This is a genomic window from Collimonas humicola (genome assembly GCF_018304945.1).
Classification (GTDB): domain Bacteria; phylum Pseudomonadota; class Gammaproteobacteria; order Burkholderiales; family Burkholderiaceae_D; genus Collimonas; species Collimonas humicola.
Genome location: NZ_JAGQEE010000010.1, coordinates 58853 through 82758, shown reverse-complemented (window position 1 = coordinate 82758; position 23906 = coordinate 58853). Strand labels below are relative to the sequence as shown.

Below are 23906 nucleotides of genomic sequence, written 5' to 3'. Positions count from 1 at the left end.
AAACCAGCGGGCAACTTGGCACAAGTTGCCCTACAGCTTTACCGGCCGCCGGATGGCGAGGTTGGTCAGAAGTGACGTAAGTCTAACGTAAATGGGAACTCGACGGACGCTATCGGCAGCTTTACCTGCATCGTTCCCGGCGTGTGGTTGAGACGGAAATAACGTCCCAGGCGGCGGCTTTCCGCCTCGAACGCATTGACCGGAAAGGTATCGTAGCTGCGTCCGCCCGGATGCACCACGTGATACTGGCAACCGCCCAGGCTGCGGCTGTTCCAGGTATCGACCAGGTCGAAGGTCAGCGGCGAATCGATGCCGATGGTCGGATGCAGGGCCGACGGCGGCTGCCAGGCGCGGTAGCGGATGCCGCTGACGAACTCGCCGACGCGGCCGGTCGGCTGCAGCGGCACGGCGACGCCGTTGCAGGTGAGGACATAGCGATCCGGCGCCATGCCGCTCACCTTGACCTGCACCCGTTCCAGCGAGGAATCGACGTAGCGGGCGTTGCCGCCGGAGCGGTTTTCCTCGCCCAGCACATGCCATGGCTCAAGCGCCGTGCGCAGTTCGAGTGCGATGCCGTTGACCGCATAGTCGCCGATTTTCGGGAAGCGGAACTCGAAGTGCGGCGCGAACCATTCCGCCTTGAAGGCATAGCCGGCCTGCTGCAGATCGTCCATGACGTCGCAGAAATCCTGCCAGATGAAATGTGGCAGCAGAAAACGATCGTGCAACTCGGTGCCCCAGCGCACCAGGCGCGGCGGCTTGTACGGCGTCTTCCAGAAGCGCGCCACCAGCGCCCGCAACAGCAGTTGCTGGGTCAGGCTCATGCGTGCATGCGGCGGCATTTCAAAGGCGCGCAATTCCAGCAGGCCGAGGCGGCCGGTGCTGCTGTCCGGCGAATACAGTTTATCGATGCAGAATTCAGCGCGATGCGTGTTGCCGGTGACGTCGATCAGCAGATTGCGCAGCAGGCGGTCCACCAGCCATGGCGCGCAGTTATCCTTGGCCAGCTGCTTTTCCATTTCGGCGAAAGCCAGTTCCAATTCCACCACCGAATCGTTGCGCGCTTCATCGACCCGCGGCGCCTGCGAGGTGGGGCCGATGAACATGCCCGAGAACAGGTACGACAGCGCCGGATGGTTGTTCCAGTAACTGATCAGGCTGCGCAGCAGATCGGGACGCCGCAGGAACGGCGAATCGCCGGTGGTGGCACCGCCCAGCACCAAGTGATTGCCGCCGCCGGTGCCGGAATGGTGGCCGTCGAGCATGAATTTCTCGGTGGTCAGGCGGGTTTCGCGCGCGACATCGTAGAGATAGCTGGTGTTGGCCACCAGCTCGCTCCAGCTATGCATCGGCTGGACGTTGACTTCGATCACGCCCGGATCCGGCGTCACGCTGAATTTCTTCAGGCGCGGATCGTTAGGCGGCTCGTAGCCTTCCAGCAGCATCGGCTGCTGCAGGGTTTCGGCGGTAGCCTCGATCGCCGCCACCAGTTCCAGGTAATCTTCCAGGCGCGCCAGCGGCGGCATGAACAGATACAGCACGCCGTTGCGCACTTCGGCGCACAAGGCGGTGCGCGTGATCTTGTCGGCCGATTCCAGGGGCGCCGGTATGCTGGTGAGCTTGGCGGCAAGATTCGGATCGCTGCTGAACGCGGTGCTGTATTTCGGCGCATCGCTTGCCGCCGCCGCACTCTTGGCGTTACTTGCCGGCGCCAGCTTGTCGCGCTGCTGGCGCGCTACCGGCAGCGGCTGGAACTGCTGGGTCGGATCGGGCTGATGCACATAGGGATAATCGCCGGCCTTGACCCACGGCTGCGAATCGAGCGGCAGGCGATAGCCGAGCGGCGAATCGCCGGGCAGCAGATAACAGTGGTCGCCGCGCAGGTACCAGTTGCCGCTTTTCCAGCTGCGCTCGTCGGCGCTGCGCGCCAGCGGCAGGACATAGCCGGCGATCTTGCGCAACCCTTGCGAAAACACCCGCGCCAGGCGCGCCCGCTCCTGCTTGTCGTCCAGCCGCGAGTCGGAAGGGTCGACATTGATCGCCAGGCGGCGTTCGCGCCACAAGTAATAGTAGATGTCTTCATAGGCGGCGAAGACGTTTTGCCGTTCCAGCGTCAGCCGCGCAGCGACGCTATGCAGGAAGCGCTCGGCAACGCTGTCGTCGCTGGCCTGCTTTTTTGTTTCATCGGCGATCAGCTCAGGCGTGTTCCAGATCGGTTCGCCGTCGCGACGCCAGTAGCAATTCAGCGACCAGCGCGGCAGCTGTTCGCCCGGATACCATTTGCCCTGGCCGAAATGCGGCAAGCCTTGCGCCGCATACTGCTGGCGCAAGCGATGATACAGCTGCGCCGCCAGCGGCTTCTTGCCGGGTCCCATGGCGGCGGTGTTCCACTCGTCGCCCTCGGGATCATCGAGCGCCACGAAGGTCGGCTCGCCACCCATGGTCAGGCGCACATCGAGCGCATCGAGGTCGTCGTCGATGGCATGCCCGAGTTCTTCGATCTGCTCCCATTGCTGTTCGCTGTAAGGCTTGGTGACGCGCGGCGACTCCCAGATGCGGCGCACGCTCATGGCGTGGCCGAATTCCACTTCGCTCTGTTCCACCATGCCGCTCACCGGCGCCGCCGACGATGGCTCCGGCGTGCACGACAGCGGGATGTGCCCTTCGCCGGCCAGCAAGCCGGAAGTCGGATCGAGGCCGATCCAGCCGGCGCCCGGTAGATATACTTCGCACCAGGCGTGCAGGTCGGTGAAATCGACCTCGGTTCCGGAGGGGCCATCCAGCGATTTCTGGTCCGCCGTCAGCTGGATCAGGTAGCCGGAAACGAAGCGCGCCGCCAGCCCCAGGTGGCGCAGGATCTGCACCAGCAGCCAGGAGGAATCGCGGCAGGAGCCGGAGCCCAGGTCCAGCGTCTGTTCCGGCGTCTGCACGCCCGGCTCCATGCGGATGGTGTAGCTGATCAGCTGCGCCAGGTTCCGGTTCAGGTTGACCAGGAAATCTTCAGTACGGATCTTTTCGCGCGGCACCGTATCCAGGAATGTTTGCAGCTGCGGCGTGACCGGCAGTTTCTTGCGGTACGGCTCCAGCTCGTTGAGCAATTCCGCGGCATAGGAAAACGGCACTTTCTCGGCATACGGTTCGAGAAAGAAATCGAAAGGATTGAGCACCGACATCTCCGCCACCAGGTCGACCTCGATCTGGAATTCGGTGGTTTTTTCCGGAAACACCAGGCGCGCCAGGTAGTTGGCCTGCGGGTCTTGCTGCCAGTTGATGAAATGCGGCTGCGGCAAGATCCGCAGGGAGTAGCTCAGGATCCGGGTACGGCAATGCGGCGCCGGCCGCAGGCGGATGATCTGCGGGCCGAGGCTGATGGCCTTGTCGTAGCGGTAGGTAGTGAGATGGTTGAGTGCAACGTGAATCGACATGGCTATCCTTTGCGACAATCAACAATCAATAAATCGGCCAGCGGAAAATTCTGCTGCCGGATATTCAACGAACTGACAAAAAAACCTTGCCGCTCTACGGCTCATGGCTGTGGACGAATTCGCGCAGGCGCGGATAGATTTCATTGTCCCAGCGGCGGCCGTTGAAGACGCCATAATGCCCTACCCCGGTCTGCACATGGTGCAGCTTCATGTACGGCCGTATGCCGCTACACATGTCCTGCGCGGCCACGGTCTGCCCCACCGCGCAGATGTCATCCTTCTCTCCTTCGACCGTGAACAGCGCGGTGCGGCGGATCGCTGCCGGGTCTATGGTACGCCCTAATGCCTGCATTTCGCCAAGCGGCAACGCATGATCCTGGAACACGCTTTGCACGGTTTCCAGATAAAACTCCGCCGCCAGGTCCGACATGGCGAAATACTCGGCATAGAAGGTCTTGATGGTATTGGCTTTTTCATCCTCCCCTTCGACCAGGTAGTTGTACAGGTTCTGGAAAGCCTTAAGGTGGCGCTCCAGGTTCATGTTCATGAAGGCCGTCAGCTGCAAAAATCCAGGATAGACCTGGCGCTGGCTGCCGGCGTAGCGGACCGGAACGGTGCTCACCAGGTTTTTCTCGAACCAGGCGATAGGCTTGCTTTTCGCCAACTCGTTGACCGCGGTCGGATTGATGCGGGTATCGATCGGACCGGCCATCAGTGTCATGCTGGCCGGCTGCGCCGGATGGTGCTCGGCCGCCATCAGCGAGACCGCCGCCAGCGCCGCCACGGTTGGCTGGCAAACCGCCACCAGGTGCGTGCCGGGGCCGATTTTCTCGATGAAGCGGATCAGGTGGGCGACATATTCGTCGAAGCCGAAGCGGCCGTCGCAGAGGGCGACATCGCGCGCATTGTGCCAGTCGGTGATGTAGACATCGTGATCGCGCAACAGGGTGACGACAGTGCCTCGCAGCAAGGTGGCGAAGTGGCCCGACATCGGCGCCACCAGCAGGATACGCGGTTGCGGAACTTTGGTTTCCTTGCGGAAACGCAACAAGGTGCAGAACGGCGTCTGGTCGGCCACCTCTTCTTGCACCGAAACTGTGCGGCCGCCTTCTTCCGCGCTGTTTATCCCGAATGCCGGGCGCTGGTGCGTCAACTGGGTGCATGCAAACACTTCGCAGGCCGCCGCCAGCTTGCGCAGCGTCAGGCTCTCCGGCCAGCCCGGCCATCTGGCGCCGAACATTGGTGCAGTAGCGCCAGCCAAGATGCGCATGGGGTCGCTGAGGTCCGCATAGCCCTGATATGCCTGGTAAATTTTCGTCATGGGACTACCCTATTATTGGAATGCCGGCATTCCCTTCAGCTGCAATAACCATGCCCAAACCTCTGGCACGGTGCTTGCTCGGTAATTAACAAACGGTTTGCCAATCCAATCCCTTTCGACCCCTACGGAAGAATATTGCCATGCCTAAAACCACCTTGAGCATCACCAGCAAGAATTATTCGTCATGGTCCTTGCGCGGCTGGCTGCTGACCCGATTTTCCGGCCTGGAATTCCAGGAAAACATCATCTCGCCGGACGATCCCGACGCCCGCGCGGAAATCCTGCTGCTGTCGTCGTCGATCCTGGTGCCTTGCCTGTATCACGGCAACATCGTGGTGTGGGATACGCTGGCGATCGGCGAATACCTGCACGAGATCCGCCCCAAGGCCGGCCTGCTGCCGGCGGATCGCGCCGCCCGCGCCCACTGCCGCTCGATCTGCGGCGAAATGCATTCCGGTTTCAGCTCGCTGCGCTCGGCGCTGCCGATGAACATCAAGGCGCACTTTCCCGACTTCAAGGTGTGGTCGCGCGCCGAGGCCGACATCAAGCGCATCACCACCATCTGGAAACAGTGCCTGGCAACCTACGGCGGCCCCTTCCTGTTCGGCGAACGTTCGATGGCCGACGCCATGTACGCGCCGGTGGCGACCCGCTTCGTCACCTACGACGTCAAGCTCGATTCGGTCTGCAACGCCTATTGCAAGCGCATCATCGCCATGCCGGAGATGCAGGAATGGATCAAGGCGGCCAAGCTGGAGCCGGAAGATATCAATGAACTGGATGTGGAATTCTGACCTGGCCTTGATGAATCATGAAAGGAGTGTCCGATGGATACCGGTAAAGAAACAGGCTCGACAAATCTGTTTTCGCATGTCCGCGAAGGCGACACCGAATTCCAGTCCGGCGGCCTGCGCGATTTTTTCCTGTACCGCGATCTCGGCATCGCCGCCGCCACCGGCGGCAAGGTGGTGGCGCATCTGGTGAAGGCCAACATGGCGCCGGAAGTCGGCACCGGCTGGCATCGCCACGAAGCGGATTTCCATATCGTCTACATGCTCAAGGGCTGGGCCCGCTTCATGTACGAAGACAAGGAAACCCTGGTCAAGGCCGGCGATTGCGTGCACCAGCGCCCCGGTATCGTGCATTTTTTATTCGACTACTCGGAAGACATGGAGTATCTTGAAATCGTTAGCCCGGCAGCATTCACGTCGATCGACATGCCCGGCCCCTGCGCCGTCCCGGCGCCCAAGCCATGGGCATGAGAGCCATATGAACGCACTCTGACGAACCAGGCCATGCAGCAGCATGCACTACCTCTCACCTAAAACAAGACGGAGGCCGCCACCAGACATATGCAAAATTTGCTAAGAGTTGACGCCGCATTGTTGCAAATAAAGCCTGTTCAAGACACGAGACCACATGTTAGTCTTTGAATAAGTTAATGCTTAAACGTCAATACATAGCGTGCTACAGGCACGCTTCTTGATAGCTACTTGATAGTTCCCGATCAAACCACAGCAAAGCAAGATCATGGCAAATTTTTTCGATGAAATGTACTCCGATGGCAGCTCGTTGGTGCGTCCGCATTACAACGAATTTTCCAATTGGCTCAATGCCCAGACGGCTGAAACCATTGCGCGCAAACGCGCCGAAGCCGATCTGATCTTCCGCCGCGTCGGCATCACCTTTGCAGTCTACGGCAACGATGCCGGCACCGAACGCCTGATCCCCTTCGACATCATTCCGCGCATCATCCATGCTCAGGAATGGGCGCAGCTCGAAGCCGGCCTGATCCAGCGCGTCAAGGCGCTCAACATGTTCATCCATGATATCTATCATGAGCAGAACATCGTCAAGGCGGGCGTGATACCGGCCGAGCAGATCTTCCGCAATGCCCAGTACCGCCCTGAAATGCAAGGCATCTCGGTGGCTTCGGACATCTACGCGCACATCGCCGGGGTCGACATCGTGCGCGCCGGCGAAGGCGAGTTCTACGTGCTGGAAGATAACCTGCGGGTGCCGTCGGGCGTTTCCTACATGCTGGAAAACCGCAAGATGATGATGCGGCTGTTCCCCGAGCTGTTCCTGCGCCACAAGATCGCGCCGGTCGACCACTATCCCGACATGCTGCTGGATAACCTGCGCTCAGTGGCGCCGGTCGGCGTCACCGATCCGACCGTGGTGGTGATGACGCCGGGCATGTACAACTCAGCCTATTTCGAGCACGCTTTCCTGGCCCAGCAGATGGGCGTGGAACTGGTTGAAGGACAGGATCTGTTCGTCAACGACAACCACGTCTACATGCGCACCACGCGCGGCCCCAAGCGGGTCGACGTGATCTATCGCCGCATCGACGACGACTACCTCGACCCGCTCGCCTTCCGTCCCGATTCCTCGCTCGGCGTACCCGGCCTGCTGTCGGTGTACCGCGCCGGCAATGTGACGCTGGCGAACGCCATCGGCACCGGCGTCGCCGACGACAAGTCGGTGTATCCCTTCGTGCCGGACATGGTCAAGTTCTACCTGTCGGAAACCCCTATCCTCAACAATGTGCCGACCTTCCAGTGCCGCAAGAAGGAAGACCTGCAATACACCCTCGACAATCTCAAGGACCTGGTGGTCAAGGAAGTGCACGGCGCCGGCGGCTACGGCATGCTGGTGGGGCCGGCCTCGACCAAGCAGGAAATCGAAGACTTCCGCCAGCGCGTGATCGCCAAGCCGGATGGTTATATCTCCCAGCCGACGCTGGCGCTGTCGGCCTGCCCGACCTATGTCGAATCAGGCATCGCGCCACGCCATCTCGACCTGCGGCCGTTTGTCCTGTCCGGCAAGAACGTCTCCCTGGTGCGCGGCGGCCTGACCCGCGTCGCCCTCAAGGAAGGCTCGCTGGTGGTCAACTCGTCCCAAGGCGGCGGCACCAAAGACACCTGGATTCTGGAGAAATAACATGCTGAGCCGTACCGCTGACCATTTGTTCTGGATGTCCCGCTATACCGAGCGGGCCGAAAACACCGCGCGCATGCTGGATGTGCATGTGCAGACCGGGCTGCTGCCGCAGTCGGTCGATGATGTCGAAAAGGGCTGGCGCGCCGTGCTCGGCATTTCCGAGCTGACCCAGGCCTACGACAAGAAATACGATGTGCTGACGCAAAAGGACGTGATCGATTTCATGGTGCGCGATCCCAGCAACTCGTCCTCAATCGCCTCCTGCCTGAAGCAGGCGCGCGAGAATGCGCGCGCGGTGCGCGGCGCCCTGACCACGGAAGCCTGGGAAATCCAGAATGCGACCTGGATCAAGATGCAAGGCTATCTGCAGACCAACGCGCTGGAACAGAATCCGGCCGAGTTTTTCGAATGGGTCAAGCATCGCTCGCATCTGTCGCGCGGCGTCACCATCGGCACCATGCTGAAGGACGAGGCTTTCCACTTCATCCGCCTGGGGACTTTCCTCGAGCGCGCCGACAATACCGCGCGCATCATCGATGTCAAATTCCACGGCGCCAAGGAAAGCAGCTACATGAAGGGCCAGAACGGCCACCAGCAAAGCCAGCAGATCCGCCAGCAGCAAAGCCAGGACCAGGACGCCATCGCCGCCGATCCGCAAATCGATTTCTACTACTGGGCGGCGATCCTGCGCTCGGTGTCGGGCTTCGAGATCTACCGCAAGGTATATCGCGACGTCATCACGCCGGCGCGCGTGGCCGACCTGCTGATACTGCGGCCGGACATGCCGCGCTCGCTGCTGTCCTGCATGGAGCAGGTGGTCGGCAATCTCAAGCATGTGCACAACGATATTTCCTCCGACACCGAACGCTTCGCCGGCAAGCTGCACGCCGACCTCAAGTTCAGCAACCTGGATGAAATCCTCGACGCCGGCCTGCACGATTACCTGACCCGCTTCTTCGAGCGCATCTTCGAACTCGGCAATCGCATCAGCCGCGATTTCCTGGTGCCCCTCAATACCTGATGGCCGATTGTTCAACCTGATGCTGCTCACCATCCGCCATGAGACCGTCTATCACTACACCGCAGCCCTGACTTACACGATTCAGCAGCTGCGGCTGTGGCCGCGCGCGGAAGCGCAGCAACGCACCTTGGCATGGCATATCAGCAGTTCCGGCAGCCGCCATCCATTCGCCGATGCCTTCGGCAACCTGAGCCACATGCTGACCGTCACCAAGCCGCACCACGAGGTGCGCATCATCGCGGAAGGCACGGTGGCGGTGACGCCATTGCAGGAAGGCCGGCTGCCGCAAGCCGGAGAGTTTTCGCCGCTGGTGTTCACCGTGCCGACGGCGCTGGCTCAGCCCACTGCCGCCGTCATGGATTTCGCTTACCGCCATCTGCAGGCAGGCGCCGACAGCCGGCGGCTGCTCGACCTGGCGCAGGCGATCTGCAGCGCGGTGGCCTACCAGAGCGGCTCCACCGCCGTGACCAGCAGCGCCGACGACGCCCTGGCGCTGGGCCAGGGCGTGTGCCAGGACCATGCGCACCTGTTCCTGGCCTGCTGCCACACGCTGGGGATTCCCGCGCGCTACGTGTCCGGCTATATCGATCCCGGCAATACCAGCCATGCCGAAAGCCATGCCTGGGTCGACGTCTGGGTGCAGGAAGGCGCATTCGCCGGCTGGATCAGCATCGACGTCACCCACGCCTGCTTTGCCAGCGACAATTATTGTCGATTGGCAATTGGGCGCGACTACGAATCGGCGGCGCCGGTGCGTGGCGTGCGCCGCGGCGGCGGTGAAGAAACCATGAGCGTACAGGTGAATGTTTCCGCATTGCCATCGCAACAATGAGACGGCTCGCCGCCATGCCACAGTTTGTTGTAAATTCAACCACAAAATCTGCGTCGCGGCGGGGCAGCGGCTGCCGCTTCCTGTAGAATCTCCACTTTGTATTTTTCTTTGACATCATGACTTACTGCGTCGCACTGCGCCTGGACTCCGGTCTGGTTTTCCTCTCCGACTCCCGCACCAATGCCGGAGTGGACCACGTTGCCACCGCGCGCAAGATGAGCGTATTCGAGAACCCGGGCGAGCGCTTGATGGTGTTCATGACCGCCGGCAACCTCTCCATTTCGCAATCGATCAAGCAAGTCATCGGCGAATACGTCAACGCCGCCGGCAAGACCATCTGGACCGTGGCGACCATGTACGAAGCGGCGCAGATCGTCGGTGAAGCGGTGCGCGTGGTGTACGACCGCGAGGCGCAGAAGCTGGAAAAATTCGGCATCGAGTTCAACGTCGGCATCATCTTCGGCGGCCAGATCAAGGGCGAGGCATGCCGCTTGTTCCAGGTCTACGCAGCCGGCAATTTCATCGAATCGCTAAATGAAAACACCTATTTCCAGATCGGCGAGGCGAAGTACGGCAAGCCTATCCTGGACCGCGTGATCACCCCGGCGTCCACCCTCGACCAGGCCGCCAAGTGCGCGCTGATCTCGATGGATTCCACCATGCGCTCCAACATCTCGGTCGGCCTGCCGCTGGACCTGCTGCTGTACGGCAGCGGCACGCTGGCGGTGACCCGCTTCGTCACCATCGACGAAAAGAACCAGTACTTCCAGATGATCCACGAGAACTGGGGCAAGCAGCTGACCGCGGTGTTCAACGGCCTCGCCGATCCGGTCTGGAACGCCAATCCCGACACTGTGCCGAACGTGGTGCTGGCCAAGGGTTCGCTCAGCGAAGCGCTGGTGCTGGCGCCGCCCGTGGTCAACGCCAATCCTGCACAGCCAGTGCCGCTGCAAACCCTGGCTCAAGGCCCCGAAGGCAACGAGCAGCCCTGAAGCTTGCCGCAAGGCCCCTGCACATCCATGATTTCAAACGACTGCCTGATCCGTCTCGTCGCCGGCGCCGATCTCGAACGCTGCTACCAGATCGAATCGATTTCCTACGAGGGCGACGAAGCCGCCACGAAAGAAAAGATCGCCACCCGCATCGCCACCTGGCCGCAGGGTTTCATCGTGTATGAAATCGACGGCGTGGTGGCCGGCTTCATCAACGGCGGCGCGGCGTTCCAGGTCGAGATGTCGGACGAGGCATTCAAGGAACTGATCGGCCACGACCCGGACGGACCGCATGTGGTGATCATGTCGGTGGTGGTGCATCCGGATTTCCAGGGACGCGGCATTGCCAGGCAGCTGATGAAGGAATTCATCGCCCGCATGCGCGCCCTGCGCAAATCGAGCATCCACCTGATGTGCAAAGAGCGCCATGTGGCGCTCTACGAAAACCTCGGCTTCACCTACCTCAAGGCGTCGGAGTCCGGCCATGGCGGCATGGCCTGGCATGAAATGGCGATGCAGCTGCAGCCGCAGTAGCATCGCCGGTCATCTGCTCAGAAGCAGTGTTCCGGCGCCGGGAACGACTTGTCCTTGACCGCCCGCACATACGCCAGCACGGCAGCATCGATGCTGGTCTGGCCTTCCATGAAATCTTTCACGAAACGCGCCTTGTGACCGGGAAAAACGCCCATCAGGTCATGCATCACCAGCACCTGGCCTGAACAGTCCGGGCCGGCGCCGATGCCGATGGTAGGAATCGTCAGCAGTTCGCTGACTTCCTTGCCCAGCGCGGCCGGAATCGCTTCCAGCACCAGCAGGCTGGCGCCGGCTTCCTGCAGGGCCAGGGCGTCGGCCTTCAGCTGCTCGGCGGCGGCGCTGGTCTTGCCCTGCACTTTATAACCGCCCATCTGGTGCACCGACTGCGGCGTCAGCCCCAGGTGGCCGCATACCGGGACCGCCCGTTCGGTCAGGAAACGCACCGTCGGCGCCAGCCAGGCGCCGCCTTCTATCTTGATCATCTGCGCGCCCGCCTGGATCACCGGCACGGCGTTGGCAAACGCGCTTTCCGGCGTGGCGTAGGCGCCGAACGGCAGGTCGGCCAGCACCAGCGCCGTGCGATTGCCGCGCGCCACGCTGGCGGTGTGATAAGCGATATCCTGCACCGTCACCGGCAGGGTCGAGCTGTGGCCCTGGCACACCATGCCGAGCGAATCGCCGATCAGCAAAGTCTCGACGCCGCAGCGATCCATCAATGCCGCAAAGCTGGCGTCGTAGCAGGTCAGCATAGTGATCTTTTCACCTTTGTCGCGCAGCGCCTGCAAGGCCGGGATGGTCATCGGTTTGCTGCGCGCCGCTGTCGCGCCGCCATCTTGTAAATAAGCTGCCATTGTCATTCTCCACGATTGAAAAATTCACGCCTGCCGCGCATGCTGTCGATACGCGCCAAGAGTAAGCTGAAATCGGCATCGCTGCCGGCTAGGTCCAGATGTTCGTTGTTGACGATCAGCAAGGGCGCGTCGTCGTAATGATGAAAGAAGCGGCTGTAGCTTTCGCACAGGCGCGTCAGGTATTCCTGGGTGATCGCCGTTTCCATTTCAATGCCGCGCATCCTGATGCGTTCCATCAGGGTTTCCGGCTCGGCCTGCAGGTAGATCACCAGGTCCGGCGTAGCCGCCTGCGGCCGCAGATGATCGTACATCTGCTGGTACAGCTTGAGCTCTTCATCGGCCAGAGTCAAGCTGGCGAAAATGGCATCCTTGGCCAGCAGGAAATCGGCGACCAGGTGGTTGCGGCTGTCGAACAAATCGTTCTGCGAGGCCTCGCGCAACTGGCTGATGCGCTGGAACAGGAAAAACATCTGGGTCGACAGCGCGTAACGGGAGGCGTCCCGATAAAATTTTTCCAGGAAGGGGTTGGCCTGCGGCTGTTCCAGCAAGACCCGCGCGCCCAGATGGATTGCAATCTTGTTGGCCAGCGTGGTCTTGCCGGCGCCGATGGGGCCTTCTACGACGATGTATTTATAGCTGTCTAGATTCATGTTCAACCGTTGTTCAACCGTGAATGGCGCGTGCGCAAAGACAACAGTGTGCCAGAAGCTGCCGCATCCGGCACTTGGCCCTGGAAAGCACGCGCTCTATAGTTTGCGGATACGCTGGTCCGCCACCAGCGGGGCGAACTGATGCGCCGCGCCGTGCTTGGGAATGACGATGAAGGGATCGATCTGCAATAGCGGGATCAGGACAAAAGCGCGTTGCGTCATGCGCGGATGCGGCACCGTCAGCACATCGTCCTGGATGCTGGACTGGCCGTACAGCAGCAGGTCCAGGTCCAGCGTGCGTGGCGCATTCGGATAGGGGCGCTCACGGCCGAAATCCTGTTCGATCTGCTGCAAGCCTCGCAGCAGTTCATGGGCGCCGAGGCGGGTTTCGATGCGCGCCACGGCATTGACGTAATCGTCGCCGCCGGCATCCAGCGGCGCCGTGCAGAACAGGCTGGACTGGCTGCCCAGGCTGGTATGCGGCAGCTTGCCGAGCTGCAGGATGGCGCGCTGCACCTGGCCGGCAGCGTCGCCCAGATTGGCGCCGATGCCGATATAGGCGGTGACCGCAGGGCCAGCCGCATTAGACGTGACCGTCGACGTCATAGGATCAGGCGCCTTGCCCATCGTCGCCGCGGCCGCCCGGGTTGACCGGCTTGGCGCCGCTGCGGGAACCGCGCCGGCGCGCACGCTTCTTGGCGGGAGCGGCCTCGGCCGCCACTCTCGGCTTTTGCGCCATCAATGCTTCGCGCTCGTCGCCGTCGCCTTCCATGAAGGCGGTCCACCATTCGCCGATTTCGCTGTCGATTTCGCCGGAAGCGCAACGCAGCAGCAGGAAATCGTAGCCGGCGCGCAGGCGCAGGTGTTCCAGCATCTTGTATGGCGCCTTGCCGGTGCGCCGCTCAAAGCGCGGCTGCATGGCCCAGATATCGCGCATGTCGGAGGCGATCTTGCGCTGCAGGGCCAGCTTGTCGGTCTGCGCTTCCAGCACGTCGTCGGCGGCCAGATGCAGCGCCGGGATTGGGAATTCGCCGGCCGCCTTGTAGGCGCTCCACTTTTCCAGCACCTGGTGCCACAGCAGCGAGGCGAACAGGAAACCCGGGGAAACCGGCTTGCCTTGCTGAACGCGCACGTCGGTATTGGCCAGCGCCAGCGTCACGAACTTCTCGCCCAGCGGCTGCTCCAGCACCACGTCCAGCAGCGGCAGCAGACCGTGATGCAAGCCTTCCTTGCGCAATTGCTGCAGGCAGGCCAGCGCGTGGCCGCTCATCAGCAGTTTCAGCATCTCATCGAACACCCGTGCCGCCGGCACATTGTCGATCAGCGCCGCCATCACCGGGATCGGCGCGCGGGTGGCGGGATCGATGGTGAATTTCAGCTTGGCGGCGAAACGCACGATGCGCAGCATGCGGACCGGATCTTCGCGATAGCGCGCTTCCGGCTCGCCGATGATGCGCAAGGTCTTGGCGCGGATGTCGGCGATGCCGCCGTGGTAGTCGAGCACGCTTTCGGTGGCCGGATCGTAGTACATCGCATTGATGGTGAAATCGCGCCGCACCGCATCTTCATGCTGCTCGCCGAAGGTATTGTCGCGCAGCACGCGGCCATGCTCGTCTTTGGGCGAGCCGTCGGAGGAAGCGCCGCGGAAGGTGGTGACTTCGATCAGTTCCTGGCCGAACATCACGTGCACGATCTGGAAGCGCTTGCCGATGATGAAGGCGCGCCGGAACAGGCGCTTGACCTGTTCCGGCGTGGCGTTGGTGGCGACGTCGAAATCCTTCGGCTTGACCCCCAGCAGCAGGTCGCGCACGGCGCCGCCGACGATAAAAGCCTTGTAGCCGTTATCCTGCAGCGTCTTGGTGACCCTGACCGCGTTGGGCGAGACCAGTTGCGGATTGATGCCGTGCTCTTTCGGGCCGAGTATCAACGGTTGGGTGGGATCTTTTTTCTTTTTCCCGAGGATGGAGCGAATCAGCTTCTTGATCATTGCGCGTCGAATAAATTCAGGATGGGCCAGCCGTGCTCACTTGCGTGGGCTTTCAACAGGGCGTTCGGGTTGGTGGCGACCGGATCGGTCACCAGCTTCATCAAGGGCAGGTCGTTGTGCGAGTCGCTATAAAAATAACTGCGCGGGAAACTGGCCAGCGTCATGTCCATGGTCGCCAGCCAGGCGCGGGTGTGGATCACTTTGCCGGGGCCGTAGGTCGGCGTGTCCGCCAGGCGGCCGGTAATCTCGCCGTCATCCGTGGTTTCCGGGTCCGAGGCGATCAGGAAATCGACGCCCAGCGCCTTGGCGATCGGCTCGGTGACGAAGCTGTTGGTGGCGGTGACGATCGCCACCAGGTCGCCGGCATCCTGGTGCTTTTGCAGCAGCGCGCGCGCCGCCGGCGTGATCGTCGGCAGGATCACTTCCTGCATGAACTGCTGGTGCCAGGCATCGAGCTGCTTGCGCGGGAACTTGGACAAGGTGCCGAAGGCAAACTCCAGGTACTTGACCGGGTCCAGCGTGCCGGCCTGGTACTGGGCGAACCACTCGGCGTTGCTCTTTTCAAAAGCGTCAGGATCGACTGCGCCGATGCGCGCCAGGAACTGCCCCCATTCATAGTCGGAGTCGACGGGCAGCAGCGTATGGTCAAGGTCGAATAAAGCCAGGTTCATAGTGAATGTTTATCTTCGGATTCGAGTTGCAACAAGCTGCGCAGCAAAGGCAGCGTTATGGGACGCTGGGTTTCCAGCGAAAAGCGGTCCAGTTCGTTCAGCATGGCTGTCAAAGACCGCATATCGCGCCGGAAATGCGTAATGAGGTAGGGTAACACGCCGCTCGACAGGTGCAGGCCGCGGACTTGCGCCGCGTGGGTCAGGGCGGCGATTTTTTCTTCGTCGCTGAGGCCATGCAGCTGGTAGATCAACCCCCAGCCAAGGCGGGTGCGAAAATCTTCGCGCACGCTCAGCTCGGACGGCGGCAGCTGGCCGCTGGTGACCAGCCAGCCGCCATGCTCGCGGATCTGGTTGAACAGAGCGAAAGCTTCGATCTGGTCGCCGGCCGACAGCTTGTCGCAATCGTCGATCAGGTAGCCGGGCACATCCGGAGAAAAATTGAAAACGTCGCCGTTATACTGGCTGCCGCGGATCAGGCGCGCGCCGGTGCTGCTGGCGAGGGCGCGCAGCACGTGGCTTTTGCCGGCGCCGGCGCCGCCCCACAGGTAGACAAAACGGTCGCCGGGCGCGGTGAGGTATGCCGCGCTAGGCGCGACCAGACGCTGCAAGAACTGTAAAGCTTCTTGATTTTGCCCGACCACGAAAGTAGCCAGGGTCTGCGGTTCTTCCGCAGTTATGTCCAGCGTTAACTGCCTCATGCTAATTTCTTCATTGTTACCTAAGGTGGTTCGACAAACCTGCAGTACGATTTTTCGAGCCCGCTTTATTTGATTACTTAGTTTTGATAAAAACTGCTGTTGAGATAATGGGCCTTCACGTGCTTGACCACCACCGACATCACCGCTGAACACGGCAGCGCCAGCAGGATGCCGACGAAGCCGAACAGCTGGCCGAAGGCCATCAGGGCAAAAATCACTACCAGCGGGTGCAAGCCTATGCGTTCGCCGACCAGGCGCGGCGTCAGGATGAAACTCTCCAGCACCTGGCCGATGCCGTACACGATGGCGACGGCGATCAAGCCATGCAGGCCGTCGAATTGCAGCATTGCCGCAATCAGCGCCAGCACCAGTCCCAGACCGAAGCCGACGTAAGGAATAAATACCAGCAAGCCGGTAATAATACCAACCGGCAAGGCCACATCAAAACCGGCAATCGCCAGCCCGGTCGAATAATAAATCGCCAGAACCAACATTACCAGCAATTGGCCGCGCAAATATTGCGCCAGCAGGCTGTCCACCTCTTGCGTCATGTTGGCAGTCTTGCCCTGCCAGCGGCGCGGCACCAGCTTGCCGACCCGGTCGACGATGGAATGCCAGTCTTGCAACAGATAAAACAACACTACCGGCACCAGCAGGATGGTGGCCAGCCAGCCCAGCACCGCGGTGCCGCCCACCTTGACCGAGGCCAGCACCGAGGCCCAGATTTCATCGCCGCTGGTGGACAGCTGCTTGGTCAGCATTTCCTTGATGCCGGTGCCGTCCAGCCGCACATTGATGCCGAAATCCTGCAGATGCGGGCCGATCAGTCCATCCAGCTTGGTCAGGAAGGTTGGAATCTGGTTTTGCAATAAAGGCAATTCCTTGCGCAATACCGGGATCACGATCAGGATCACCGCCAGGATCGCGAACACCAGCAGCAGTATCACGACCAGCACCGCCAGTGCGCGCGGGAAGGGAAACTTGCCGATGCGCCGGCGCGACAGCCAGTCCACGCCCGGATTCAGGGCGTAGGCCAGGATCGCGGAGGCGATGAAAGGGGTCAGGATCGGCCCCAAAGCCACCGTCAGCGCCACCAGCAGCAGCGCAATTCCTAGCCACAACGCAGTTTGTTTTTGTTCGTCGGTAAAAGAAAATGGCATGGAATCGAGAGTTTGGTGGATCGGTTTGATAAAATACCGCTTTTACCGCGCATTTCATCGCATATATCGTGATGTATAACAGATGCGCGGCCGAATTCCTCTATTTTACCGCCTCTGCCGCCAATCACATCATGACTTCCACTTCAAACGTTTCCAACGTGCCACTCTCTTACCGTGACGCCGGTGTCGATATCGACGCTGGCGACGCCCTGGTCGAGGCCATCAAGCCTTTCGCCAAGCGCACCATGCGTGAAGGGGTGATGGGCGGCATCGGCGGTTTCGGCGCCCTGTTCGAGATCAGCAAGAAATTCAAGGAGCCGGTGCTGGTGTCCGGCACCGACGGCGTCGGCACCAAGCTGAAGCTGGCCTTCCACCTGAAGCGCCACGACACGGTCGGCATCGACCTGGTGGCGATGAGCGTCAACGATATCCTGGTGCAAGGCGCCGAGCCGCTGTTCTTCCTCGACTACTTCGCCTGCGGCAAGCTGGACGTGCCTAGCGCCACCGATGTCATCAAGGGCATCGCCAAGGGTTGCGAACTGGCGGGCTGCGCCTTGATCGGCGGCGAAACCGCGGAAATGCCGAGCATGTACCCGGACGGCGAATACGACCTGGCGGGCTTCGCCGTCGGCGCCGTGGAAAAATCCAAGCTGATCGACGGCACCAAGATCGTGCCGGGCGACGTCGTGCTGGGCCTGGCGTCGTCGGGCGCGCATTCCAACGGCTACTCGCTGGTGCGCAAGATCATCGAAGTCGCCAAGCCGGACCTGGACGGCGACTTCCACGGCCGCAAGCTGGCCGACGTGCTGATGGAACCTACCCGCATCTACGTCAAGCCGCTGCTGGCGCTGATGGAGTCCATGGAAGTCAAAGGCATGGTGCACATCACCGGCGGCGGCCTGGTGGAGAACATCCCGCGCGTACTGCAAGACAACCTGACCGCCGTCCTGCGCAGCGATGCCTGGACCATGCCGCCGCTGTTCACCTGGCTGCAGCAGCACGGCCAGGTGGCCGATGCGGAAATGCACCGGGTGTTCAACTGCGGCATCGGCATGACCGTGATCGTCGCCAAGGAAAACGCTGCGGCGGCAGTAGCGCAGCTGACAGCCGCCGGCGAGACCGTCAACATCATCGGTGAAATCCGCGCCCGCGCCGAAGGCGAAGCGCAAACCATCGTGATCTAAGATCCGCATCCGCGAAAAAAAAGACGGCCCAGGCCGTCTTTTTTATTTCGGCAAAGCCGGAACGCCTTAATCTTCGTAGCGCTTCAAACTGGCTGCCATGCCCTTCTCCAGATCGGACATGCAGCTGACCGTCACTTCCAGATCCCGCAGCAAGCCGTCGCGCACGCCATACACCCAGCTATGGATGGTCAAGGGCTGGCCGCGATCCCAGGCGTCCCGGACGATCGTGGTGCGGCAGATATTGGCGACCTGCTCCATCGAGTTGAGCTCGCAGAGACGGTCGTGGCGCAGGCTTTCCGGCAGGGCTTCGCCCAGGTAGCGCTCATGCTTCTGATGCACGTCCTCGACATGGCGCAGCCAGTTGTCGGCCAATCCGACGCGGCGCTTGGTCAGCGCCGCATGGACGCCGGAACAGCCGTAGTGGCCGACCACGAAGACATGCTTGACCCTCAGCACGTCGACCGCGAACTGCAGCACCGACAGGCAATTCAGGTCACTGTGCGCCACCACGTTGGCGATATTGCGGTGGACGAACAGTTCACCCGGCAACAAGCCCAGCAATTCATTTGCCGGCACCCTGCTGTCGGAACATCCGATCCAGAAATACTCCGGCGCCTGCTGCGACGCCAGCTTCTTGAAAAACTCCGGATCGCGGGCGGTGATTGCCGCCGCCCACTCACGGTTTCTCTGGAATAGATCTTCTCGGGTCAGGGATTGCTTGTTGTTTGCTGTCATCGTTTTCCATTCAATAGAGTTCCGTCTGCGTGGTATTTTGACAATACCGGCACGACATCCTGGGCCTTATTTTATAGAAAACTGGCTTTCCCCATCCGCTTTTATCCAATACTGATTATGCGGATGGCACGACACTAGGCCGGCTGGCCTAGCAGCAAGGGTTTCAGGCGGCTGTCGGCCGGCTTGTCGCCGAGCCAGATTTTCAGCAGGGAGTTATAGAAAACCTGGTCGGGCAAGGTTTCCGACACCGGCTTGCCGTTGAAGTGGATTTGCGTGCCGACGCCAGGGATCCAGTCGGTAGTCAGCACATCGCCCTTTTTCAGTTCAGGGATAGAGGCAAACAGCTCACCGAATTTCAGCAGCTGGTTGATGATCTTGGCCTTGTCCGCCTTATCCACATTGTTCTGGATGCCGGTCATGAAGGCACGGCTGAAATCCTCGCTGCTGACGTCGCGCAGCATCACCAGCTCGATGCGGCGCGGCCCGTTGGCGGCCATCACATCCGGCACCGTGGTTTTCTTCTCGGTGAGATACAGCGCTGCCGTATACACCTTGAAAATGACCTTGTAGCGTATGCCGGCGCCATTGAGCTTCAGGTCCTGGTTGCCGACCTTGGCAGTCTCGTCGATCTTGACGCCGGCCAGATCCAGCGCAAATGCCGCCTGCGCCAGCATCAGTCCGGACAATACGCAAGCGCAAGCCGTTGCACGCTTTAATTGAGCAACTATCATCGTGTCTCCTCCTATGGTTTGTTGTATATGGAGTTTGTATTGATCGCAAATAAAAGAACGATCGTTTTATTATTACCATATACAGAATAGAGAGCAGCGCAAAATTATGCAATAAAGAATTTGTTAATGGACGTTGTACATGGCGCGCTGCCTGCCGCCGCACGCATAAAAAAACCGCCAACCTTGCGGATTGGCGGTTTTCCTGGAGTCAGGATGCTAACTCAGGCGCATTCTCAAACTCATTCTCACATTCACTCAAAGAACTCTTTGACCTTGTCTTTCCACGATTTGCTCTGCGGGCTGTGCTTGGCGCCGCCTTCGCTGGTCAGCTGCTCGAATTCCTGCAACAGCGCTTTCTGGCGGTCGTTCAGCTTGACCGGGGTCTCGACCACGACATGGCAGAACAGGTCGCCGGCATAGCCTGAGCGCACGCCCTTGATGCCTTTGCTGCGCAGGCGGAAGGTCTTGCCTGACTGGGTGCCGTCCGGAATCGTGAAGGAGGCTTTGCCGTTCAGCGTCGGCACTTCGATCTCGCCGCCCAGCGCTGCCTTGGCGAAGGAGATCGGCATTTCGCAATGCAGGTCGTCGCCTTCGCGCTGGAACACCGCGTGCGGCTTGATGTGGATTTCCACATACAGGTCGCCAGTCGGGCCGCCGTTCATGCCAGGCTCGCCGTTGCCGGAGGAGCGGATGCGCATGCCGTCGTCGATGCCGGACGGGATTTTCACTTCCAGCGTCTTGTTGCGCTTGATGCGGCCGGCGCCGGCGCATGATGGGCATGGTTCTGGAATGATCTTGCCGCTGCCGTGGCATTTCGGGCAAGTCTGCTGGATGCTGAAAAAGCCTTGCTGCATGCGTACCTGGCCGTGGCCGCCGCAGGTCGGGCAGGTGATCGGCTCGGTGCCGGCCTTGGCGCCGCTGCCGTGGCAAGGTTCGCACTCATCCCAGGAAGGTACCCGGATGGTGGTGTCGAAACCGTGCGCAGCCTGTTCCAGCGTGATTTCCAGGTTGTAGCGCAGATCGGCGCCGCGATACACCTGCGGTCCGCCGCCGCGGCCGCCGCGACCGCCGCCGCCGCCGAAAATATCGCCGAAGATGTCGCCGAAAGCATCGGCAAAACCGCCCGCGCCGCCGCCACCGCCGCCCATGTTGGGATCAACGCCGGCGTGGCCGTAGCGGTCGTAGGCATCCCGCTTTTGCGGATCGGACAGCATTTCGTAGGCTTCTTTCGCCTCTTTGAATTTTTCTTCCGCACCTTTGCTATCCGGATTGCGGTCCGGATGATGCTTCATTGCGAGCTTGCGGTACGCCTTCTTGATTTCATCATCAGTAGCGTTTTTCGCAACACCCAATATTTCGTAAAAATCACGCTTCGCCATCTTTTTGCACCCTGTTGTTTAAGCGAAAACGCCGAACAGGGCATCGCGAGCGATGGCATCTGTCCGGCGCGTCTTCGCGATGGCTGCAATTCCGGTCAAAACATCAGACTGGCAAGCCATCGCTGACGAAGAGCTTACTTGTCCTTCACTTCCTTGAAATCGGCGTCAACCACGTCGTCTTCCTTCGGCTTGGCTTCCGCACCGGCTGCGCCTGCTTCGGCGCCGCCGGCTGCAGCTTGCTGCGCCTGCATGTCGGCGTACATCTTTTCGCCCAGCTTTTGCGCTGCAGTGGTCAAGGCGGCTGTCTTGTTATCGATGGCGGCCTTGTCGCTGCCCTTCAATGCTTCTTCCAGTTCCTTGATGGCCGTTTCGATGCTGGCCTTCTCGCCGGCTTCCAGCTTGTCGCCGTATTCAGCCAGGGACTTCTTGGTCGAATGCACCAGCGCGTCGCCCTGGTTGCGGGCTTCGGCGGCTTCCTTCAGGCGCTTGTCTTCTTCGGCATTCGCCTCGGCGTCGCGCACCATCTTCTGGATCTCTTCTTCAGTCAAGCCGGAGTTGGCCTTGATGGTGATCTTGTTTTCCTTGCCGGTTGCCTTGTCCTTGGCGCCGACGTGCAGAATACCGTTGGCGTCGATGTCGAAAGTGACTTCGATCTGCGGCGTGCCGCGCGCTGCAGGCGGGATGCCTTCGAGATTGAATTCGCCCAGGCCCTTGTTGCCTGCAGCCATCTCGCGCTCGCCCTGGAACACCTTGATGGTCACGGCCGGCTGGTTGTCGTCGGCAGTCGAGAACACCTGGCTGAACTTGGTCGGGATGGTGGTGTTCTTCTGGATCATCTTGGTCATCACGCCGCCCATGGTTTCGATACCCAGCGACAATGGCGTCACGTCCAGCAGCAGCAAGTCCTTGCGGTCGCCCGACAGAACCGAACCCTGGATCGCTGCGCCAACGGCGACAGCTTCATCCGGATTCACGTCCTTGCGCGGATCCTTGCCAAAGAATTCCTTCACTTTTTCCTGCACCTTAGGCATACGGGTCATGCCGCCGACCAGGATGATGTCGTCGATGTCGGAAACCTTGACGCCGGCGTCCTTGATGGCGATGCGGCAAGGCTCGATGGTCTTGGCGATCAGCTCTTCCACCAGCGATTCCAGCTTGGCGCGGGTCATCTTCAGGTTCAGGTGGACCGGTGCGCCATTGGCCATGGCGATGTACGGCTCGTTGATTTCAGTCTGTTGCGAAGACGACAATTCGATCTTGGCGCGCTCGGCCGATGCCTTGATACGCTGCAGCGCAATCGCATCCTTGCCCAGGTCGATGCCGTTGATCTTCTTGAACTCGTCCAGGATGTAGTCGATGATGCGCTGGTCGAAGTCTTCGCCGCCGAGGAAAGTATCGCCGTTGGTGGACAGTACTTCGAACTGCTTTTCGCCATCGACATCGGCGATTTCAATGATGGAAACGTCGAAAGTACCGCCGCCCAGGTCATACACGGCAATCTTGCGGTCGCCCTTTTCCGCCTTGTCCAGGCCGAAAGCCAGCGCAGCCGCGGTCGGCTCGTTGATGATGCGCTTGACGTCCAGACCGGCGATGCGGCCGGCATCCTTGGTGGCTTGGCGCTGTGCGTCGTTGAAGTAAGCCGGCACGGTGATCACGGCTTCGGTGACTTCTTCGCCGAGGTAGTCTTCCGCGGTCTTCTTCATCTTGCGCAGCACTTCCGCGGCGATCTGCGGCGGCGCCAGTTTCTGCTCGCGTACGCCTACCCATGCATCGCCGTTGTCGGCCTTGATGATCTGGTAAGGCATCAGCGCGATGTCTTTCTGCACTTCTTTTTCGTCGAACTTGCGGCCGATCAGGCGCTTGGTGGCGTACAGCGTGTTGGTCGGATTGGTCACAGCCTGGCGCTTGGCAGGAGCGCCGACCAGGATTTCGCCGTCTTCTTGATAAGCGATGATGGACGGCGTGGTGCGCGCGCCTTCCGAGTTTTCGATCACTTTTGGCTGACCGTTTTCAATAACCGAAACGCAAGAATTGGTGGTGCCCAAGTCAATGCCGATAATTTTACCCATGGTGTATGTCCTTTACTGAATATCTGATGAATGTTTGGATGGTCTGAATATAGGGAGCGAAAGCGCGCTTTCAAGCGCTAAACTGCTCGCTCCTGGCGTTTTTTTTCTATTTTCCTTGCGCCACGACGACCAGGGCTGGACGCAACAGACGATCGGCAATGGTGTAGCCCTTTTGCAGCACGGTCACCACGGTATTGGCATCCTGCTCCGCAGGCACGGTCGAGATTGCCTGGTGTTTCATCGGATCGAGCTTCTCGCCGACTTCCGGCGAGATTTCCAGCAAACGGTTTCTTTCGAAGGCGGACGACAGCTGTTTGAGCGTCATTTCCACGCCTTCCTTGAGCGATTCCAGCGAAGGGGTTTCGATCTTCAGCGCCATTTCAAGATGGTCCTTGACCGGCACCAGCGCCTCGGCAAAACCCTCGATCGCAAATTTGTGTGCACGAGCAATATCGTCCTGAGCCCGGCGGCGGATGTTTTCCGACTCGGCCTTGGCGCGCAGGAAAGCGTCCTGCATTTCCGCGATCTTGGCTTGCGCCTCGGACAGCTGGACTTCCAGCGCCGACTCGGGAATCACTGTTGCATCATCGGCAACAGAGTCTTTTTCTGTTTGCGCCGTCTGTACCGGCTCGTTCTGATTTTCCATGTGTTCCATTCAAAAACCTCCAACAATCAATAACTTATTAACCTATAGCAGTCCAAATGAGGCTATGCCCTTAC

General features: G+C 60.5%; 22 protein-coding genes. 8 read left to right on the top strand and 14 right to left on the bottom strand.

Going from position 1 to position 23906, the window contains the following annotated elements; translation table 11 throughout:
• Window positions 1-65: 65 nt before the first annotated feature.
• Both KHU30_RS23175 and KHU30_RS23170 read right to left on the bottom strand, forming a co-directional pair.
• A complete protein-coding gene (locus tag KHU30_RS23175; RefSeq protein WP_211444965.1) occupies window positions 66-3425 on the bottom strand; it encodes a transglutaminase family protein in 3360 nt (1119 codons plus the stop codon).
• A 94-nt stretch (window positions 3426-3519) separates the two neighbouring features.
• Window positions 3520-4746, bottom strand: a complete 1227-nt coding sequence (locus KHU30_RS23170) for a polyhydroxyalkanoate depolymerase (protein WP_211444964.1) — start codon at window positions 4744-4746, stop codon at window positions 3520-3522.
• Between the two features lie 140 nt (window positions 4747-4886).
• On the opposite strand from KHU30_RS23170, the gene KHU30_RS23165 reads away from it, so the two are divergent.
• The 7 genes from KHU30_RS23165 (at window position 4887) to KHU30_RS23135 (ending at window position 11071) form a co-directional block, all read left to right on the top strand.
• Window positions 4887-5540, top strand: a complete 654-nt coding sequence (locus KHU30_RS23165) for a glutathione S-transferase family protein (protein WP_211444963.1) — start codon at window positions 4887-4889, stop codon at window positions 5538-5540.
• A gap of 33 nt (window positions 5541-5573) precedes the next feature.
• Window positions 5574-6008, top strand: coding sequence for a cupin domain-containing protein (locus KHU30_RS23160; protein WP_211444962.1), 435 nt, complete (start codon window positions 5574-5576; stop codon window positions 6006-6008).
• A 268-nt stretch (window positions 6009-6276) separates the two neighbouring features.
• Entirely contained in the window at window positions 6277-7692 is a 1416-nt protein-coding gene (locus KHU30_RS23155) for a circularly permuted type 2 ATP-grasp protein (RefSeq protein ID WP_211444961.1), read from the top strand.
• 1 nt (window position 7693) lies between these two features.
• Complete coding sequence (locus KHU30_RS23150; protein ID WP_211444960.1) at window positions 7694-8713, top strand: alpha-E domain-containing protein; 1020 nt, start codon at window positions 7694-7696, stop codon at window positions 8711-8713.
• Window positions 8714-8732: 19 nt separating this feature from the next.
• The gene (locus tag KHU30_RS23145) at window positions 8733-9545 is read left to right on the top strand and encodes a transglutaminase family protein (protein ID WP_211445020.1); all 813 of its coding nucleotides are present in this window, start codon (window positions 8733-8735) and stop codon (window positions 9543-9545) included.
• A 116-nt stretch (window positions 9546-9661) separates the two neighbouring features.
• Window positions 9662-10537 carry a peptidase gene (locus KHU30_RS23140; RefSeq protein ID WP_211444959.1) on the top strand — a complete coding sequence of 292 codons (876 nt, stop codon included), beginning with the start codon at window positions 9662-9664 and terminating at the stop codon, window positions 10535-10537.
• A gap of 27 nt (window positions 10538-10564) precedes the next feature.
• Window positions 10565-11071 (top strand): GNAT family N-acetyltransferase, encoded by a 507-nt coding sequence (locus KHU30_RS23135; protein WP_211444958.1) that lies wholly within the window; start codon window positions 10565-10567, stop codon window positions 11069-11071.
• Window positions 11072-11088: 17 nt separating this feature from the next.
• Here the strand turns inward: KHU30_RS23135 and panB are convergent, their stop codons facing one another.
• From panB to KHU30_RS23100, 7 genes are all read right to left on the bottom strand, one after another.
• Window positions 11089-11922, bottom strand: a complete 834-nt coding sequence (panB, locus tag KHU30_RS23130; RefSeq protein ID WP_211444957.1) for a 3-methyl-2-oxobutanoate hydroxymethyltransferase — start codon at window positions 11920-11922, stop codon at window positions 11089-11091.
• 2 nt (window positions 11923-11924) lie between these two features.
• Window positions 11925-12572 carry a deoxynucleoside kinase gene (locus KHU30_RS23125; protein ID WP_211445019.1) on the bottom strand — a complete coding sequence of 216 codons (648 nt, stop codon included), beginning with the start codon at window positions 12570-12572 and terminating at the stop codon, window positions 11925-11927.
• Window positions 12573-12668: 96 nt separating this feature from the next.
• Complete coding sequence (gene folK, locus KHU30_RS23120; protein WP_211444956.1) at window positions 12669-13178, bottom strand: 2-amino-4-hydroxy-6-hydroxymethyldihydropteridine diphosphokinase; 510 nt, start codon at window positions 13176-13178, stop codon at window positions 12669-12671.
• A gap of 4 nt (window positions 13179-13182) precedes the next feature.
• Window positions 13183-14559: a polynucleotide adenylyltransferase PcnB gene (pcnB, locus tag KHU30_RS23115; protein WP_211444955.1), complete on the bottom strand. Its 1377-nt coding sequence runs from the start codon at window positions 14557-14559 to the stop codon at window positions 13183-13185.
• Window positions 14556-15230: a histidinol-phosphatase gene (locus KHU30_RS23110; protein WP_211444954.1), complete on the bottom strand. Its 675-nt coding sequence runs from the start codon at window positions 15228-15230 to the stop codon at window positions 14556-14558. Before KHU30_RS23110 ends, pcnB begins: the two co-directional genes overlap by 4 nt.
• The gene (gene hda, locus KHU30_RS23105) at window positions 15227-15928 is read right to left on the bottom strand and encodes a DnaA regulatory inactivator Hda (protein ID WP_211444953.1); all 702 of its coding nucleotides are present in this window, start codon (window positions 15926-15928) and stop codon (window positions 15227-15229) included. The genes KHU30_RS23110 and hda overlap by 4 nt, the downstream gene beginning before the upstream one ends.
• Window positions 15929-16005: 77 nt before the next feature.
• Complete coding sequence (locus KHU30_RS23100; protein WP_211444952.1) at window positions 16006-17088, bottom strand: AI-2E family transporter; 1083 nt, start codon at window positions 17086-17088, stop codon at window positions 16006-16008.
• 131 nt (window positions 17089-17219) lie between these two features.
• On the opposite strand from KHU30_RS23100, the gene purM reads away from it, so the two are divergent.
• Entirely contained in the window at window positions 17220-18272 is a 1053-nt protein-coding gene (gene purM, locus KHU30_RS23095) for a phosphoribosylformylglycinamidine cyclo-ligase (RefSeq protein ID WP_211444951.1), read from the top strand.
• Between the two features lie 66 nt (window positions 18273-18338).
• On the opposite strand, the gene can is transcribed toward purM, so the two are convergent.
• From can to grpE, 5 genes are all read right to left on the bottom strand, one after another.
• Window positions 18339-19007, bottom strand: coding sequence for a carbonate dehydratase (can, locus tag KHU30_RS23090; protein ID WP_211444950.1), 669 nt, complete (start codon window positions 19005-19007; stop codon window positions 18339-18341).
• Between the two features lie 134 nt (window positions 19008-19141).
• Complete coding sequence (locus tag KHU30_RS23085; RefSeq protein WP_211444949.1) at window positions 19142-19738, bottom strand: chalcone isomerase family protein; 597 nt, start codon at window positions 19736-19738, stop codon at window positions 19142-19144.
• Window positions 19739-19989: 251 nt separating this feature from the next.
• Entirely contained in the window at window positions 19990-21117 is a 1128-nt protein-coding gene (gene dnaJ, locus KHU30_RS23080; protein ID WP_098494138.1) for a molecular chaperone DnaJ, read from the bottom strand.
• A gap of 134 nt (window positions 21118-21251) precedes the next feature.
• Window positions 21252-23186 carry a molecular chaperone DnaK gene (gene dnaK, locus KHU30_RS23075; protein ID WP_211444948.1) on the bottom strand — a complete coding sequence of 645 codons (1935 nt, stop codon included), beginning with the start codon at window positions 23184-23186 and terminating at the stop codon, window positions 21252-21254.
• A gap of 106 nt (window positions 23187-23292) precedes the next feature.
• Window positions 23293-23841 (bottom strand): nucleotide exchange factor GrpE, encoded by a 549-nt coding sequence (gene grpE, locus KHU30_RS23070; RefSeq protein WP_199110782.1) that lies wholly within the window; start codon window positions 23839-23841, stop codon window positions 23293-23295.
• Between the last annotated feature and the right edge of the window lie 65 nt (window positions 23842-23906).

Excerpts from the sequence above, each read along its gene's own strand:
- KHU30_RS23175 (WP_211444965.1), bottom strand. The coding sequence starts at position 3,425 with ATGTCGATTCACGTTGCACTCAACCATCTCACTACCTACCGCTACGAC.
- KHU30_RS23170 (WP_211444964.1), bottom strand. The coding sequence starts at position 4,746 with ATGACGAAAATTTACCAGGCATATCAGGGCTATGCGGACCTCAGCGAC.
- KHU30_RS23165 (WP_211444963.1), top strand. The coding sequence starts at position 4,887 with ATGCCTAAAACCACCTTGAGCATCACCAGCAAGAATTATTCGTCATGG.
- KHU30_RS23160 (WP_211444962.1), top strand. The coding sequence starts at position 5,574 with ATGGATACCGGTAAAGAAACAGGCTCGACAAATCTGTTTTCGCATGTC.
- KHU30_RS23155 (WP_211444961.1), top strand. The coding sequence starts at position 6,277 with ATGGCAAATTTTTTCGATGAAATGTACTCCGATGGCAGCTCGTTGGTG.
- KHU30_RS23150 (WP_211444960.1), top strand. The coding sequence starts at position 7,694 with ATGCTGAGCCGTACCGCTGACCATTTGTTCTGGATGTCCCGCTATACC.
- KHU30_RS23145 (WP_211445020.1), top strand. The coding sequence starts at position 8,733 with ATGCTGCTCACCATCCGCCATGAGACCGTCTATCACTACACCGCAGCC.
- KHU30_RS23140 (WP_211444959.1), top strand. The coding sequence starts at position 9,662 with ATGACTTACTGCGTCGCACTGCGCCTGGACTCCGGTCTGGTTTTCCTC.
- KHU30_RS23135 (WP_211444958.1), top strand. The coding sequence starts at position 10,565 with ATGATTTCAAACGACTGCCTGATCCGTCTCGTCGCCGGCGCCGATCTC.
- panB (WP_211444957.1), bottom strand. The coding sequence starts at position 11,922 with ATGGCAGCTTATTTACAAGATGGCGGCGCGACAGCGGCGCGCAGCAAA.
- KHU30_RS23125 (WP_211445019.1), bottom strand. The coding sequence starts at position 12,572 with ATGAATCTAGACAGCTATAAATACATCGTCGTAGAAGGCCCCATCGGC.
- folK (WP_211444956.1), bottom strand. The coding sequence starts at position 13,178 with ATGACGTCGACGGTCACGTCTAATGCGGCTGGCCCTGCGGTCACCGCC.
- pcnB (WP_211444955.1), bottom strand. The coding sequence starts at position 14,559 with ATGATCAAGAAGCTGATTCGCTCCATCCTCGGGAAAAAGAAAAAAGAT.
- KHU30_RS23110 (WP_211444954.1), bottom strand. The coding sequence starts at position 15,230 with ATGAACCTGGCTTTATTCGACCTTGACCATACGCTGCTGCCCGTCGAC.
- hda (WP_211444953.1), bottom strand. The coding sequence starts at position 15,928 with ATGAGGCAGTTAACGCTGGACATAACTGCGGAAGAACCGCAGACCCTG.
- KHU30_RS23100 (WP_211444952.1), bottom strand. The coding sequence starts at position 17,088 with ATGCCATTTTCTTTTACCGACGAACAAAAACAAACTGCGTTGTGGCTA.
- purM (WP_211444951.1), top strand. The coding sequence starts at position 17,220 with ATGACTTCCACTTCAAACGTTTCCAACGTGCCACTCTCTTACCGTGAC.
- can (WP_211444950.1), bottom strand. The coding sequence starts at position 19,007 with ATGACAGCAAACAACAAGCAATCCCTGACCCGAGAAGATCTATTCCAG.
- KHU30_RS23085 (WP_211444949.1), bottom strand. The coding sequence starts at position 19,738 with ATGATAGTTGCTCAATTAAAGCGTGCAACGGCTTGCGCTTGCGTATTG.
- dnaJ (WP_098494138.1), bottom strand. The coding sequence starts at position 21,117 with ATGGCGAAGCGTGATTTTTACGAAATATTGGGTGTTGCGAAAAACGCT.
- dnaK (WP_211444948.1), bottom strand. The coding sequence starts at position 23,186 with ATGGGTAAAATTATCGGCATTGACTTGGGCACCACCAATTCTTGCGTT.
- grpE (WP_199110782.1), bottom strand. The coding sequence starts at position 23,841 with ATGGAACACATGGAAAATCAGAACGAGCCGGTACAGACGGCGCAAACA.